Origin of the sequence: Bacteroides mucinivorans, from assembly GCF_034654355.2 — a bacterium.
In the GTDB taxonomy this organism is placed as follows: Bacteria; Bacteroidota; Bacteroidia; order Bacteroidales; family Bacteroidaceae; genus Bacteroides; species Bacteroides nordii.
Genome location: NZ_CP178179.1, coordinates 4,527,097 through 4,541,955, shown reverse-complemented (window position 1 = coordinate 4,541,955; position 14,859 = coordinate 4,527,097). Strand labels below are relative to the sequence as shown.

10 protein-coding genes and 2 tRNA genes are annotated in these 14,859 nt (G+C 41.1%); 5 read left to right on the top strand and 7 right to left on the bottom strand.

From position 1 onward, the window contains the following. Positions 1-25: 25 nt before the first annotated feature. From truA to VCM39_RS17490, 3 genes are all read left to right on the top strand, one after another. Complete coding sequence (truA, locus tag VCM39_RS17500; protein ID WP_221649314.1) at positions 26-778, top strand: tRNA pseudouridine(38-40) synthase TruA; 753 nt, start codon at positions 26-28, stop codon at positions 776-778. A 51-nt stretch (positions 779-829) separates the two neighbouring features. Further along, on the top strand, positions 830-1,729 hold the full coding sequence (locus VCM39_RS17495) for a DMT family transporter (RefSeq protein WP_221649315.1): 900 nt from the start codon (positions 830-832) through the stop codon (positions 1,727-1,729). Positions 1,730-1,848: 119 nt separating this feature from the next. Beyond that, positions 1,849-2,484 carry a DUF3256 family protein gene (locus VCM39_RS17490; RefSeq protein ID WP_221649345.1) on the top strand — a complete coding sequence of 212 codons (636 nt, stop codon included), beginning with the start codon at positions 1,849-1,851 and terminating at the stop codon, positions 2,482-2,484. 68 nt (positions 2,485-2,552) lie between these two features. Here the strand turns inward: VCM39_RS17490 and VCM39_RS17485 are convergent, their stop codons facing one another. From VCM39_RS17485 to VCM39_RS17460, 6 genes are all read right to left on the bottom strand, one after another. Further along, the gene (locus VCM39_RS17485) at positions 2,553-3,641 is read right to left on the bottom strand and encodes a phosphotransferase enzyme family protein (protein ID WP_195349138.1); all 1,089 of its coding nucleotides are present in this window, start codon (positions 3,639-3,641) and stop codon (positions 2,553-2,555) included. Between the two features lie 182 nt (positions 3,642-3,823). Beyond that, on the bottom strand, positions 3,824-7,117 hold the full coding sequence (locus VCM39_RS17480; protein ID WP_407934698.1) for a glycoside hydrolase family 2 TIM barrel-domain containing protein: 3,294 nt from the start codon (positions 7,115-7,117) through the stop codon (positions 3,824-3,826). Positions 7,118-7,780: 663 nt separating this feature from the next. Then, positions 7,781-7,853, bottom strand: a tRNA-Gly gene (locus tag VCM39_RS17475). Between the two features lie 8 nt (positions 7,854-7,861). Then, positions 7,862-7,944: transfer RNA gene (locus VCM39_RS17470), tRNA-Tyr, on the bottom strand. Between the two features lie 71 nt (positions 7,945-8,015). Beyond that, positions 8,016-8,510, bottom strand: coding sequence for a 6,7-dimethyl-8-ribityllumazine synthase (gene ribH / locus VCM39_RS17465; RefSeq protein ID WP_002559422.1), 495 nt, complete (start codon positions 8,508-8,510; stop codon positions 8,016-8,018). Positions 8,511-8,602: 92 nt separating this feature from the next. Further along, on the bottom strand, positions 8,603-9,286 hold the full coding sequence (locus VCM39_RS17460; protein ID WP_221649334.1) for a tetratricopeptide repeat protein: 684 nt from the start codon (positions 9,284-9,286) through the stop codon (positions 8,603-8,605). Positions 9,287-9,447: 161 nt separating this feature from the next. Here VCM39_RS17460 and recF point away from each other — a divergent pair, with 161 nt between their 5' ends. Both recF and VCM39_RS17450 read left to right on the top strand, forming a co-directional pair. Then, entirely contained in the window at positions 9,448-10,560 is a 1,113-nt protein-coding gene (gene recF / locus VCM39_RS17455) for a DNA replication/repair protein RecF (protein WP_221649335.1), read from the top strand. After that, the gene (locus VCM39_RS17450) at positions 10,557-10,847 is read left to right on the top strand and encodes a DUF721 domain-containing protein (protein WP_002559425.1); all 291 of its coding nucleotides are present in this window, start codon (positions 10,557-10,559) and stop codon (positions 10,845-10,847) included. Before recF ends, VCM39_RS17450 begins: the two co-directional genes overlap by 4 nt. 544 nt (positions 10,848-11,391) lie before the next feature. On the opposite strand, the gene VCM39_RS17445 is transcribed toward VCM39_RS17450, so the two are convergent. After that, positions 11,392-14,721, bottom strand: coding sequence for a beta-N-acetylglucosaminidase domain-containing protein (locus tag VCM39_RS17445; protein WP_322932776.1), 3,330 nt, complete (start codon positions 14,719-14,721; stop codon positions 11,392-11,394). Positions 14,722-14,859 lie beyond the last annotated feature (138 nt).

Genomic DNA, 14,859 nt, shown 5'->3' with positions numbered 1-14,859 from the left:
CGAAAACCAATAACCGGATAAGAGCGTGCAAAGATATTTCATTTATTTGGCTTACGACGGAACCAACTACCACGGTTGGCAGATTCAACCCAATGGAAGCAGTGTGCAGGAGTGTCTGATGAAAGCATTGTCTACTTTTCTTAGAAGAGAAGTAGAAGTGATAGGAGCCGGGAGAACCGATGCAGGTGTACATGCCTCATTGATGGTGGCGCATTTTGATAATGAAGAAGAACTCGATACCCTGATTGTTGCCGATAAACTGAATCGTTTGTTACCTCCGGATATTTCGGTTTTCAAAGTTTGCAGGGTGAAGAACGATGCACATGCACGTTTTGATGCAACGGCACGTACCTATAAGTATTACGTCACTACCACCAAATATCCTTTCAATCGGCAGTATCGTTGCCGCGTCTATGGTGCATTGGATTTTGAGCTGATGAATAAAGCGGCTGCAACCTTGTTTGACTATTCGGATTTCACAAGCTTCAGTAAACTTCATACGGATGTGAAAACTAACCTTTGCAGGATTATGCATGCAGAATGGACACAGGAAGATGATACCACCTGGGTATTTACTATCCGGGCAGATCGTTTTTTGCGTAACATGGTGCGCGCGATAGTAGGTACTCTGCTTGAAGTGGGTCGTGGTAAACTTACTGTTGAAGGTTTCTGCCAGATCATCGAACAGCAAGACCGTTGCAAAGCGGGTACTTCTGCTCCCGGTAATGCACTCTTTCTTGTTGACGTAGAATATCCTCAGGACCTTTTCCTCTTATGAGAAAAGCTGCCTCAATCGTAAATTGTAAACCGTTTAATTGTAAATAAATTCATGTGGTTATTACTTGCCTTCCTCTCAGCTGCTTTACTGGGATTTTATGATGTGTTCAAGAAGCAGTCTCTCAAAGACAATGCTGTACTTCCGGTGTTGTTTTTGAATACGATTTTCTCGAGTCTGATCTTTTTGCCTTTTATACTCTTGTCTGTATATACTCCTGGTGTATTGGGTGGGACAATGTTCGAAGTTCCTGTTGCCGGCTGGGATGTGCACAAGTATATTGTAATAAAGTCGTTTATTGTTCTTTCTTCGTGGATATTCGGTTATTTCGGAATGAAACACTTGCCATTGACCATTGTGGGACCTATTAACGCCACCCGTCCGGTGATGGTATTGGTAGGAGCGATGCTGATATTCGGAGAACGTCTGAACCTCTATCAATGGATTGGAGTGCTAATGGCTGTTATCTCTTTTTTTATGCTGAGCCGGTCCGGGAAAAAAGAAGGTATTGACTTTAAACACGATAAGTGGATCTTTTTTATTGTTCTGGCTGCTGTGATGGGTGCCATTAGTGGTTTGTATGACAAATACCTGATGAAACATCTCAATCCGATGTTAGTACAGTCGTGGTACAATGTATATCAAGTGTTTATCATGTGTCCTATTCTGGCATTGCTTTGGTGGCCGAAGCGTAAAACTACCACGCCTTTCCGCTGGGACTGGACGATCATCTTGATTTCTGTTTTTCTATGTGCTGCCGATTTTGTATATTTCTATGCACTGAGTTATGAAGATTCCATGATTTCTATTGTTTCTATGGTTCGCCGTGGTAGTGTTGTTGTGTCTTTCCTTTTCGGAGCATTGTTCTTCCGTGAAAAGAATTTAAAAAGTAAAGCAATTGACCTTATCCTGGTGCTGATTGGAATGTTCTTCCTATATTTGGGAACGAAATAGGTGCTTCCCGCACGGGGAGGTACGATAGGCGATGGTTTAAAATTAAATTTAATAGATGGTGACGGATGAAAAAGATAGATAGAAGATGGGGCTTTGGTAAAAAAGAAGTCAGTTTAGGAATGATTCTTTTAGGCTTGGGTTTGTTTTTGTTTGCTCCGCTTCGGGCGCAGCAGGAGGCTAAGGCAGTATTTGTCAGTATGCCTGATTCTCTTTCTCCACTGCTTACGGCAGTGAATCGTGCTGATTTTATTGATTTTCTGGAGAGTAAAATGAAAGCAAAGGTAGAGAATCGTTTCGGGGGTGAGTCAGAGATGACTGAGCTGAACAAAGATTATATTCGTATTCAGATGTCTCCGCAAAGTACCTGGCAAATGAAACTGTTGGCTGTTAACGATTCTACACAGGTTATCTGTACGGTGTCTACTGCTTGTGCTCCGGCATGTGATAGCAGCATTCAGTTCTACACCACCGACTGGAAAGAGCTTCCTTTATCTGATTTTATTACGGGACTACCAGTAATGGATGATTTTCTAAATACCCCTGATTCGGCTTCATCTTATGAATACAGCGAGGCTCGTTTGCAGGCTGATATGTTGCTTATGAAAGCCGATTTGTCGGCAACGGATCATACGCTTACTTTCACATTGGCCACTCCTGAATACATGGAAAAAGAAACAGCGGAAAAACTGAAACCGTTTATCCGCCGTCCTATTGTTTATATTTGGAAAGAAGGAGGTTTTTCAATTGACAGTTGATAATTGACAATTGACAGTGAACAATAAGTTGCGCTGCATAGTAACTTTCAACTTTCCATTTTCAACTTTCAACTCTTTAAGCATTCGCGAATAAATGCTACCATTTCCGGAGTGTGTTCCTCTACGCTTTGCAATAGCTTGAATTGGGCTTTGGTGCGTACCAGATTATGTTCGGGATATTTGATTTTGTAGTAAGTATCTCCGTTGATGTAATCGGCAAGGAAACGTACACATTGCATATAGGGGAACAAAGCGGCTGCGTAAGGTAAATTTTCTATCTCTACCGGAGTCAGGAATGAATGTGCTCCTTCCAGATACCCTTTGGTAAATGCTTTGAAAATTTCCATGTTGAAGTTCACGCGATTCAGGTCTTTATCATCTTCATCACCGGTATTGGCTCCTGTGCGTAGAAAATCTCCATAATCGGAGAAGATAAAACTCGGCATTACTGTATCCAGGTCGATGACGCAGAGTACTTTTCCGTCTTCATCAAACATCATGTTGTTTACTTTGGTATCACAGTGGCATACACGTTTAGGAAGGGTTCCTTCACGGTACATGCGTTCTGCTTTGCACATTTCATCGGCACGCTTTTCTATTTCGTCGATATAATATTGAACCTCAGTCAATCTGCCGGCTGCATTGGCAGCTACGGCATCACGAAGCTGTTTCAACCGGAACTCCATATTGTGAAAATCGGGAATAGTTTCTCCCAATGTTTCCGGAATATCAGCTAATTTTGCCTGGAAATCACCGAAAGCCACTCCGGCATAATAAGAATATTCCGGATTAACTGTTTCATAGGTTTTTGCCCGAGGGATGAAAACCATGATACGCCAGTAGTTTTCGCCATCATACCAATATGTTTTACCTCCGTCGGCTTTTACAAAAGTCAGGACTTTACGATCGATATCTGTTTCTCCCTGTTCTTGCAGTTTTCGGCGGATATGACTGGTTACAGCTGCTATATTGTTTTGCAGCATCTCCACATTCTGGAAGATGGCATGGTTGATACGTTGGAGTACATAGTCCGGTGCGTCAGCTTCAGCAGTACTCACTTTGTATGTGTCGTTAATAAGTCCGGCACCCAGCGGTTTTATTTCGCTGATAGTGCCTTTGGTTTCGAAATGCGAAACGATGTCGAATAGATTTTTCATGATTTTTATTTTTAAAGTTGATGAATTTTTAATAATGTGCCAATTTGATAATGTGCCAATGTGCCAATTTAATAATGTGGCAATGTGCTAATTTGTCAATGTGCTAATTTGCCAATATAACAATGTGCTGCGCTGTATCGCCGAAAGGCATTGGCACATTGGCATATTAGCACATTGGTAAATTATTTACCAGGGATCAGTGTAAATCCCCAGTTGTATTCCTGATTGGCAGGAATTATATAGCCGGGCTCCGGACGGGCTCCCCAACTATTGTATCCTGCTACTCCTTGTTGTTTCATATCTACGCATACTTCTACGAAATCACGTGGAGTAATGTCATTCACATGATGCATTCTTCTTAATACATTCCGGGCTGCTTCTTCATCGTGATTGGCAATTTCTTCCGGAGAGAAGTTATTCCATTGACGTGGATGAGGAAGGGCTTCTTCTGAGTCAAAGTCTTCAATAGAATTGCGTAAAGCGTTGAATCCGATAATGCTATCGGCTACAATCGTTAGTCCTTTACCTCCCTTTTTGCTAAGAGACAGCCAGCGGGTATCTGTATGATGACCGTTCTCTTGCGGGCGAACATAATTATAGTACATCTTGTCGGCTGTAGTTTTGTAGAGCCCGATGAGAGTACCTGCGTTCCGGTCTATATAGTTTTCTTCCGGTCCACGTCCGAAATACTCAACTACATTCATTTCGGCCGGAAGACGGAAACGAACACCGATACGGGGAACATTCAACTTGGCTGCTGCCTTACGTGCAGCATCGTTGCCGGGAGTGAAAGTAGCTGTACGGGTAGCTTCGGATACTTCTGACTCTGCAACTTGCATATCGGCAGAAGTGAAACGTGCATTAACTTTGACAACCCCTGAAGGATAGATTTTATAGGTTACTATATAAAGATTACCGGCGGCCAATAGATAGTTGGCTGTTAGTACAGCGACTTTGTTATCCATAGCTATGCTTGCATCCGCTACCTTGAAGTTCTTACTTGATTGTTTCCATATCTGGAGGCGTTTAGGAGCACCATTGCCATAATCATTATCATTTGGAGCCCGCCAGAAGTTAGGCTGAATTCCAAACCCGTCTTTAAAGTATTCTGTGCCATTTATCTTATATGAAGTGACAAGCCCGGTTGCTTTATCAAAGACGAAATTAACTTTAGAAGAACTTACTATTAGATTTTCGCCTTCAGTTTCTGTTTTCAGTGCCGGACCATTTGTGGCAAATGCTTCCCGGGGCAGAGGCTCGATAGGGAGGCGGAATTGTTCGTAGGCGATGTCATGCCCTGCGGGAATAAGAGGTTCCGGTTGGGTAGTGGTTACTACGAAGTTTACGAAATATTCCGTTCCCGGTTTGGCTTTCAGACCGCTAACTGGAATACTCAGCTCTTTGGAGGCTTGCGGTTCAATGTCTAATGATACTTTACCGCCTTTTACAATTTTTCCGTTCGCAGATATAGTATAGGATATCATGTACTTTTTCAGGTTAGTGAAGTAGAAACGATTCTTTACCAGAATTTTACCACTGTTTAAATCGATTGGTTCAAAACCTACATTTTGATGAACATATTTTACCTCTGCCATAGTAGGATGGGGAGCACGGTCAGGGTTAACAAGTCCGTTGCACAAGAAGTTACCGTCACTCGGGGCATTCACACCATAATCGCCACCATATGTCCAGTATTCCCGTCCGTTCTTATCAGTTTCTAAAATACCCTGATCTACCCAGTCCCAGATGTATCCCCCTTGTAAGTTAGGGTATTTATATATTTCTTTCCATTGATCCCATAAATTTCCGTTGGAGTTACCCATAGCGTGGGAATATTCGGAGGGAACTACCGGACGGTCACTTCCTTGTTTGCCTATCTTAGCCAACCATTCTGCTCCCGGATATTGTGGAACATACATATCAGAGTTCCATTCCCACTGTGCACGTTCATAATTGACCGGGCGATTCATCAGCTCCTTATCTGCATTTTTCACCCACAGATACGTCTGATAGAAGTTGTAACCGTTTCCCGCCTCGTTACCCAATGACCAGAAAGTAAGTGAAGGATAGTTTTTGTTACGTTCGAACATGTTGATAGTCCGGTCCATATGGGGTTTTAGCCATTCGGGGTTATTGCCTAATGATCCTCCTTTGCGCAGGTCATAATACATACCGTGGCTTTCAATATTTGCTTCGTCATATACATAAATTCCATATTCGTCACAGAGTTCATAAAAACGGCGGCTTTGAGGATAGTGGCAAAGGCGGACTGTATTCAGATTATTCTGCTTCATCAGTTCGAAGTCACGACGCATCAATTCTTCCGTTACATAATGTCCTGTTTTGGGATTGTGCTCATGAATATTGACTCCTTTCAGTTTCAGAGGTTGCCCGTTGATATATAGCAAAGTATAGGGCTTGCCATTTCCGGCAAGTTGTTCGCTCTGCTTTATTTCTATTCGGCGGAAGCCTACATTAAAAGGAATAATTTCATTTACTTTTCCGTTCTCTTTTACGGTCATTAATAATTTGTACAGATTAGGTTGCTCTGATGTCCAGGTACGTATATCCGGCAGTGTCCGGGTAAAGTTTACAGTGCGGAATTCGCCTTCAGGTACATAGGCTGTTTTTTCTTCCGTTGCGATCACTTTTCCGTTAGCATCCAGTAGTTCGTATATTACCGATAGGTTGCTACCTTCCGGGCGATGGTTACGCAGATCAGTACTTAATGCAAAGATACCGTTCTTATATGTATCGTCCAGAGTTGATTTTATACGGAAGTCTTTGAGCGCCGCTTTGGGTTGCGAATACAGGAATACATCGCGTTCGATACCACTGATACGCCAAAAGTCCTGACATTCCAAATAAGAACCGGTACTCCAGCGGAATATTTTCAGAGTAAGTACATTCTTGCCCGGATGCACGTAGTTGTTGATTAGAAACTCTGCCGGGTTTTTGGAATCTTCGCTATATCCTACTTCCTTTCCGTTGATGTAAACATAGACTCCGGATTTTGCTCCGGCTATGTGCAGGTAGATATCCCGTCCGTTCCAATCGGCAGGGATTTCGATATCCCGGCGATAAACACCCACCGGGTTGGCCTCCGGTAACAATGGAGGTTGCGGGTTACGTGCTTTGAACTCATATCCGTGATTGGTATAGATAGCTACACCATGTCCCTGTACTTCCCAGTTACCGGGCACTTGTATATCATTCCACGAAGTGGTACTTGTTTCCGGTGAGGTGATGTTGGCTGGTAAATCTTTATAGGAATCTACAAAAAAGAACTTCCATGTACCATTGAGCAATTGGTAGTAGCGACTGTTTTCGAATTTACCGGTAAGTGCATCCGCGCGATTGTCATAAGTCATAAATGATGAGCGAGGATATTCCTTGTTCACAGATACTACTTGTACATCTTGCCAGTACGGTTTGTCAGGGTTAATTTCCGTTGCTTGCAAGTTGGAAGATAGCATGCTACAGATACCAAAAAGAATACCCGCAAGGGGGTAGTACAGTTTCTTTTTCATGTTTTCCATGTATTTCTTTTGAAACAATATAAATAATGAATATGCTTACAAATATAGGAAGTTACAAATCTATACACGGTTTTTTCTCTGCTCTTTTAAGACAAAATAACGGGAATTTGAGAAAATGGGGGGTAATTGCCAATGTGATAATGTGCCAATCTACCAATGTGGGAAATGTACTAATGTGGTTGATTGGCTACGCGCTATACCTTTTATGTTCTGTAATTTTTCTCTCGGAAGAGACTGCATTGTATTTGGGACTATAAGAAGAAGAGTAATACTTATTTTGCAAAAGTGAGTTTCCCTAATTTTTGCCGGTTATCTCGTGTGAAGTAGGGAAGCTCTACTGGTGAACTACCATTTAGTATGAGCTTTTCACTTATGACCGGATTTCCTACTCTGTGTTCGTAAAGAGCCTTGATCTCTGTTTCTTCAATCTGTAGATAACGTTTGAGATAATATACCTCTGTTGTCTAAACCTGTAAAGCTGAGTCAGACAATAGGGGTGGATGCGCCGGTTGAAGTACATGATTTTGGAGTGCGTGTGTTCATGCTGAAAGAAGTTAAATAAAAAAGAGAACCTGATATCTCAGATTCTCTTTTCTTGAGAGCGGAAGACGGGGCTCAAACCCGCGACCCTCAGCTTGGAAGGCTAATGCTCTATCAACTGAGCTACTTCCGCAATTTTTGTGGGCAAAGATGGATTCGAACCACCGAAGTCGAAAGACAGCAGATTTACAGTCTGCCCCATTTGGCCACTCTGGTATTTGCCCTTTTTTGCTTTTGAGCACCTTTTACTTTCACTTAAGCAGGTTTGTTTCTCAATTGCGGTGCAAAGATACAACTATTTATTTAAACTCCAAACAAAATCGATCATTTTTATTGCAGTAATTGCACATTCATCTCCTTTATTACCCAGCTTACCACCGGCTCTATCTTCTGCTTGCTCCATTGTATTGGTAGTAATAAGTCCGTAAATAACTGGTATATCGCCTGTTGCATTTAATTGGGCAACTCCTTGTGTTACTCCCATACAAACATAATCAAAATGTGGGGTATCTCCTTTTATTACGCAACCGATTATTATAATTGCATCCACGTCGCAATTTTCCATCATCTGGTTAGCTCCGAAAGTAAGTTCAAAACTTCCGGGTACTGTCTTTACCAGAATATTTTCAGTTTTTGCACCATGTTTCTTTAATGTATTTACTGCACCATCCAACAATGCACCTGTAATTTTATCGTTCCATTCAGAAACAACAATACCAAATTTCATCTCTTCTGCATTAGGAACAGAATTGAAATCATAGTCTGATAAATTGTGATAAGCTGTAGCCATAATCATTATAAGTTAAAAATAAAGAGTGAAAAGCTACTGCGCTACAAGGCTACAGAGTACTTTTCACTCTTCACTATTGGTTGATACTTTATTTACTTTTTCAGCAATTTAGCCTGCTCGATATATTTATCGATATCCATTGCTTGATAAGACTGGAAGTATTTATCCTTAATGGTTGTATATGCTTTGATCGCTTCTTCTGCTTTTCCCTGTTTTACCAGGATTTCTCCGGCTTGCAACAAGTAGATAGGACTCAATGTGTTGCTATCTGCTTTGTCGGCAGCTTTCAATAAAGAAGAAACTGCTTTGTCAAGCTGATCCAGTTGTGCGTAGCAATTACCGGCAGCAGCAAGAACAGCAGGACCCACCATTTGATCTGTTCCGTCAAAATCATTCAGATATTTAATTGCCTCATCATATTTGCCCATATGTGCATAGCAGATACCTGCATAGGCTTTAGCCAGGTTGGCAGCTTTGGTTCCGCTGAAATCACTGGCAACTTTCAGAAAACCGGTGTAACCGATACTGTCACCATTTAATGCTTGCTCGAAATTATCCTGTTCAAACAGTTCTTGACCTTTGAAAAGAGCAGCTTGTGCTTTCTCTTCACGAGGTTCGGCATAAAGGTGTTTGTACATGATGAAACCTGCTACGATAATAATCACGGCAACAACTCCGCCGATGATTGCTTTTTTGTTTTTGATAAGAAATGCTTCCGACTGTGTCAGTGCATCTTCCACATTCATTTGTTCATTGTGGTGCTTTTGTTCTGCCATTTTTATATGATTCTTTTTTGTTATTATTCTGACTTTGATATTTCGACTCGCAAAAGTAGTTTTTTTATATCTACAAACGAAATTTAGAGGCATCTTTTTTTGTTTTACACCCTAAAACCACGAAAATCTTTCTACTTTTGTAACCAACTTAATGTGTAAACATGATACTGAAACGTATATCCATACTGAATTATAAGAATCTGGAGCAGGTAGAACTGAATTTCTCTGCTAAGCTGAATTGCTTTTTCGGACAAAACGGAATGGGGAAAACAAACCTGCTGGATGCTGTTTATTTTCTTTCTTTCTGTAAGAGTGCCGGCAATCCGATTGATTCGCAAAACATACGGCATGAACAGGACTTTTTCGTAATACAGGGATTTTATGAGGCACCGGATGGTACGCCTGAAGAGATTTACTGTGGTATGAAGCGCCGTGCTAAAAAGCAGTTTAAACGTAATAAAAAGGAATATAGCCGTTTGTCCGATCATATTGGCTTTTTGCCTTTGGTGATGGTTTCGCCTGCTGATTCGGAACTTATTGCGGGAGGGAGTGATGAACGTCGTCGTTTTATGGATGTGGTTATCTCTCAATATGATAAGGAATATCTGGAAGCATTGATCCGTTATAATAAAGCATTGGCACAACGTAACACACTATTGAAAAGCGAACTTCCGGTAGAAGAGGAATTGTTTCTGGTGTGGGAAGAGATGATGGCGCAGGCAGGTGAGGTAGTGTATCGCAAGCGGGAAGAGTTTATCCGGGAGTTTATCCCGATTTTCCAGTCTTTTTATTCTTATATTTCACAGGATAAGGAGAAGGTAGGATTGTCATATGATTCTCATGCGCGTGATGCCTCTTTGCTGGAAGTATTGAAAGAGAGCCGGGTGCGTGATCGGATTATGGGATATTCTTTGCGTGGCATTCATAAAGATGAACTTAATATGTTATTGGGCGATTTTCCTATAAAAAGAGAAGGCTCTCAGGGACAGAACAAAACGTATCTTGTGGCATTGAAGCTGGCGCAGTTTGATTTTTTGAAACGTACCGGTAGCACTGTTCCTTTGTTGTTGCTGGATGATATCTTTGATAAGCTGGATGCATCACGCGTAGAGCAGATTGTAAAATTGGTGGCAGGAGACAGTTTTGGACAAATATTTATAACGGATACGAACCGGGAACATCTGGATCGTATATTATATAAAGTAGGCAGTGATTATAAAATGTTCCGGGTAGAGCAAGGTGAAATCAGTGAAATGAAAGACAGGGAAGTATGAAAAGAAATAATGCCGAGCCAATCGGAAAACTGATTCAGCAGTTTCTCCGCCAGGAAAGTCTGGAGTCTCCTCTGAATGAACAACGGTTATTGGATGCCTGGCCACAGATATTGGGGCCGGCAATCGCTTCTTATACAAAAGAGTTATACATTCGTAATCAAATACTTTATGTACATCTTACCTCTGCTGCACTCCGTCAGGAATTGATGATGGGACGTGAATTATTAGTCCGTAATCTGAATCAAAAGGTGGGAGCTACGGTGATTACAAATATTATATTCAGATGAAAATACCTGACTGAAAACGATAAATTAACAGTGTGTATCTTTTCTAAGCAGTACTTCAAATTTAGTTCATACTATGTGACAGCGTTTTATTGAAACGCAAATGATCGCAGATTTTCGCAGATTAAATGGCTGTACTATATTTGAGCGATGATATGCTTTGCGTGAATTTGCGCTCATCTGCGTTTCTATAAACCATTGCCTGGCGTACCTCCCCGTGCGGGAAGCACATCACCGCTCGGTGTTGTACTTTGGCTTTCTCAGGAAGGAACGTTCCTTTCCCTGGTGAGCAGCCTTGTTTTACATGTACATGTCGTGCTGTCCCACATGTGCATGTCGTACTGCTTTACATGTACATCTAAAACAATGTTACACACCGAGGCTTCCTACGATACTCTATAAGACAGGACTTTATTGATACGGTGTAAGAGCCTGATGGTAACAGCAGAGGTTATTAAGCTCAATGCTGATTGGGTTAAAATAGAATTTCAACTACTGATTCGCATAAAGACTATATCTTTGATAAAAGTTTATCAATAAAAGTGCTTTATCGTGCTACTTTGGCTGTTACCGTCTCATTATTATTGAGATATACGTTTACTATCAAAACCTGTTGTTCATGTATAGGAATTTCTATGGAGTTCTGATTTACGCTTATATCTTTTATTTTTTGTCCTGATAGATCTGTAATAATGATCCTTTTTATTAATATCCGGGATGCTATCCGTACATGATTTCCTTCAATGAAAATTGAAGCATTTGCAGAACCTGTTTCAGAAAGGATACCGGTAGGAGGGGATACTTCTTCCACATACGGTTCTCCGATAGGCATTATTTCATAAAGAACCGGTATATTGTCTTTATTCCAACTAATCTTTAGTTGCAAGATATTCTTCAAATCGGAGACTGGAACGGAAGTACAGGGAGCATCCAGTTCTCCTTTGGCAATCCATTTTCCATTGGCATATATCATTATGGTAGGCTTAGTGCTTGCGGACGTGAACATGCTGTTATGAAAGATTTGAATTTCATCTATCGCAAGGTTCTCAATAAAACGATAGATAATATGCCCTTCTCCTCTGCCTTTATAACCCGACGAAAGGTTACGGTCGTCCAGTAAAGCCACCGGATTTCCTTCATTGTCTTCCGCGACAGGAGTGATACGGGCACCTGTCACTTCAAATTCTGCTAATTGAAACCAGTCTCCTCCTCCCACAGATTGCAGATACAAGCGAACGTATCTGGCAAACCGGCCATTGGCATTACAAGTATATATCTTATCTGAAATATCCGAAGAAGTGAATGCTTTTATAGTTGTCCAGCTTTGTGCATCATCAGAGATCTGAATCTGTGCTTCTCCTGTAGGCGTATCTCCTTCAGTAAAATGCAGGGTGATCTGATAACGGGCTGCGGACGAACCAAAGTCCAGTTGGATATATTCACCTGCCTTTTGTGCCTTATCACTCCAGAATTTTGTGGAGTAATTTCCGTCTATTACATTCTTTATATTGTATGTTTGGTAAGTTCCCATATTCGTTGTTACGTTTATAGGAACTGAACTTTCTGAGGCTGGCATTCTGAATGAGATTTCATTTATTGGAATAGCATGTGTGGATTTACTTTTGTTTTTGATGCGGAAATAAGCCATTTCCTGAGCAATGCTATGGTCCGGTATAAAAGTACTCCACTCTTTTCCATTCATAGAATACTCTGTAGATAGCGTACTTGTAAGATTTGTGGGCAGAAACTCGACTGCCACTTCTTTGATTGCATTAAAATAGATGCCTACGTATTCTTCCGGTTTTAATGTAACAGTGTTCAGACCGGATAATCTTGTCATGTCATTCGTTTCAATGGATACCCCCGATAAATTGTAGATATTGGTGATAATTTCCATCTCGCGTGATCTGTCCGGAAGTCGCGGAGCATAATCCTTTATTTTATCAGCCAGGAAATCTACAAACGGGTCCAGATATTTGGGAGTTGGCTGAACCTCTTTAAACACCTCGTATGTGCTGGTACCTTTACCTTCAAACACACTCAACAGAAAGGCAGAATCAGTGTGTATCTTTTGTGCTTTTGCCTGAATCTCAGCAAAGTCTGTCCATGCAGAAAGCCCTGCATCGTTTTTCATAAAACTGATTGACTTGACAACAATATCTGTCATTGATTCCACCTTGGCAAGCCAACTTTTTATATCTTCATAAAACAGGTTATACTCCTGGTTTTCACTCTCTTTTAATGATGCTAATAGTTTGCAGGCAGCATTCGCTTTTTTCATCTCATTTATTAGTTCCGTAGCGTCAGGTACATTGCCTTTGGAATAAGATGATTGAAAGGCTGTATAAAGAGGTGCGAACTTTTCGCCTTCCGGTGTTCGCGTATCATGAGTGGTATATGCGCTTATTATATTAATAAAGGTTTTAAGTGCATCTTGCAGTTCCGGTTCTTTCACTATAGAAGCAAGCGAAGCTTCCCAATTATCGGATCCGTTGAATTTTGAAGGATTCCATGAGTAATCTGCTGCACCGAATAAGGCTATTTTAGAAGCTTGTCCCTGATTCATGGGGTTTAATATCAGTCCTTGCAGAGAAGAGACCGGGCTTTTATCCTCTATGCTCCAGCGTGCAGTGAGTCCGTGCATATAAAGAAATTCGTCATAATCATCGTTTACCGGATTGTTCCACCACATGACCGGGTTGCGTCCTATCAGATCTGCCATCCGATCGCAAGCACTGCCCCGGATATTAGAAAAACAGTCGTAACCAGTGAAGGCTACCACCACATCTTTATGTATGTTTTTGAAGGCCGAAAGTGTTCCGGTACCGTAATTCAATGCATATTGGGTGGGAACAAATAATAAAGGCCCCACTTTGTCGTCTTCAGTGACTCCGGTTTTGTTGAACTTCTCATATAGTTTTGTCTGAGTCTTATCTGCCAATTCCGATTGATTGTACGGATGGCCGCTCATGTCATCGATAGATACACCGAAGTGTCGTATTCCTAACTTATACAAAGCATCAAATTTGTGTATAATGTCTTCGATTCCAGGATCTAAATTACTGAAATTTATACCTCCACCTTCCAATGCCGGATGAATAGACCATACGAAATCCACATTGCAGGCTTTGGCTTTGGCAGCCAGTCTGCGTAAATCATCTTGTGTGACCAATCCCATATAGCGTTGCTGATCTGTCAGGGTTAATGGATAGTCTTCCCGCCACTTTCCTGCATGATAAGGATCTGCTTTAGGACCATAGACAAACATATTCATTTTATATCGTTTGCAGTAATCCAACAGGCTGAGTCTGCTTTCCACGCTATATGGATGTCCGTAGAAACCCTCAACAATACCCCGGTATTGGGTATGGGCATAATCCTCAAAAGTGGCGGCTGATAAGTGGTTGTTATCGGCTTGTTCCAGTATTTGTTCCAATGTGGCCAGACCATAATAGGCTGATCCGTTATTATCACCCAGAATGAGTATATCGCCTTTACTATGGTTCTTATTTATCTGCAACAGATAAGGATCGAATTTATTGGATGTAACGTTGAAAACATCTTCAGAGAGTGAATGGGTAGATGCATAATTGTCTGCAGTTTCTTTAGAACCGTTGATTCCTATAAGAATATTTGTTTTATCATCAGTAAGTACATCACTGATCGTAAAATTGATTCCGGCATTAGTCAGAACCTCTTGAATACGATTACTGATAATTTCATTTATTCCGGATTCCTTAATAAGATTTACTTCCCGGGTCATTTCTATACTATTGCCATTCATGGTTGTTTTTTGTGGGATAGGATAGATGCTATACGTTTGTGGCCTGAGTGTAACACAACACAATAATAGAGTGAATAAAAGGATATTCTTCATGGTACGGGTGGTTTTTAAGAAAAGGTTGTCTTTAATAATAGACGGTTGGAGAATAAGTAAAGCTACTCCTCGTCTTTTAGTAAAGCAGATAAGATAAAGATGTCCCTAGTAAAAAATAAATTTTTTCAGTATACACTC

Excerpts from the sequence above, each read along its gene's own strand:
- VCM39_RS17450 (WP_002559425.1), top strand. The coding sequence starts at position 10,557 with ATGAAAAGAAATAATGCCGAGCCAATCGGAAAACTGATTCAGCAGTTT.
- recF (WP_221649335.1), top strand. The coding sequence starts at position 9,448 with ATGATACTGAAACGTATATCCATACTGAATTATAAGAATCTGGAGCAG.
- VCM39_RS17460 (WP_221649334.1), bottom strand. The coding sequence starts at position 9,286 with ATGGCAGAACAAAAGCACCACAATGAACAAATGAATGTGGAAGATGCA.
- VCM39_RS17495 (WP_221649315.1), top strand. The coding sequence starts at position 830 with ATGTGGTTATTACTTGCCTTCCTCTCAGCTGCTTTACTGGGATTTTAT.
- ribH (WP_002559422.1), bottom strand. The coding sequence starts at position 8,510 with ATGGCTACAGCTTATCACAATTTATCAGACTATGATTTCAATTCTGTT.
- VCM39_RS17485 (WP_195349138.1), bottom strand. The coding sequence starts at position 3,641 with ATGAAAAATCTATTCGACATCGTTTCGCATTTCGAAACCAAAGGCACT.
- VCM39_RS17445 (WP_322932776.1), bottom strand. The coding sequence starts at position 14,721 with ATGAAGAATATCCTTTTATTCACTCTATTATTGTGTTGTGTTACACTC.
- VCM39_RS17480 (WP_407934698.1), bottom strand. The coding sequence starts at position 7,117 with ATGCTATCTTCCAACTTGCAAGCAACGGAAATTAACCCTGACAAACCG.
- VCM39_RS17490 (WP_221649345.1), top strand. The coding sequence starts at position 1,849 with ATGATTCTTTTAGGCTTGGGTTTGTTTTTGTTTGCTCCGCTTCGGGCG.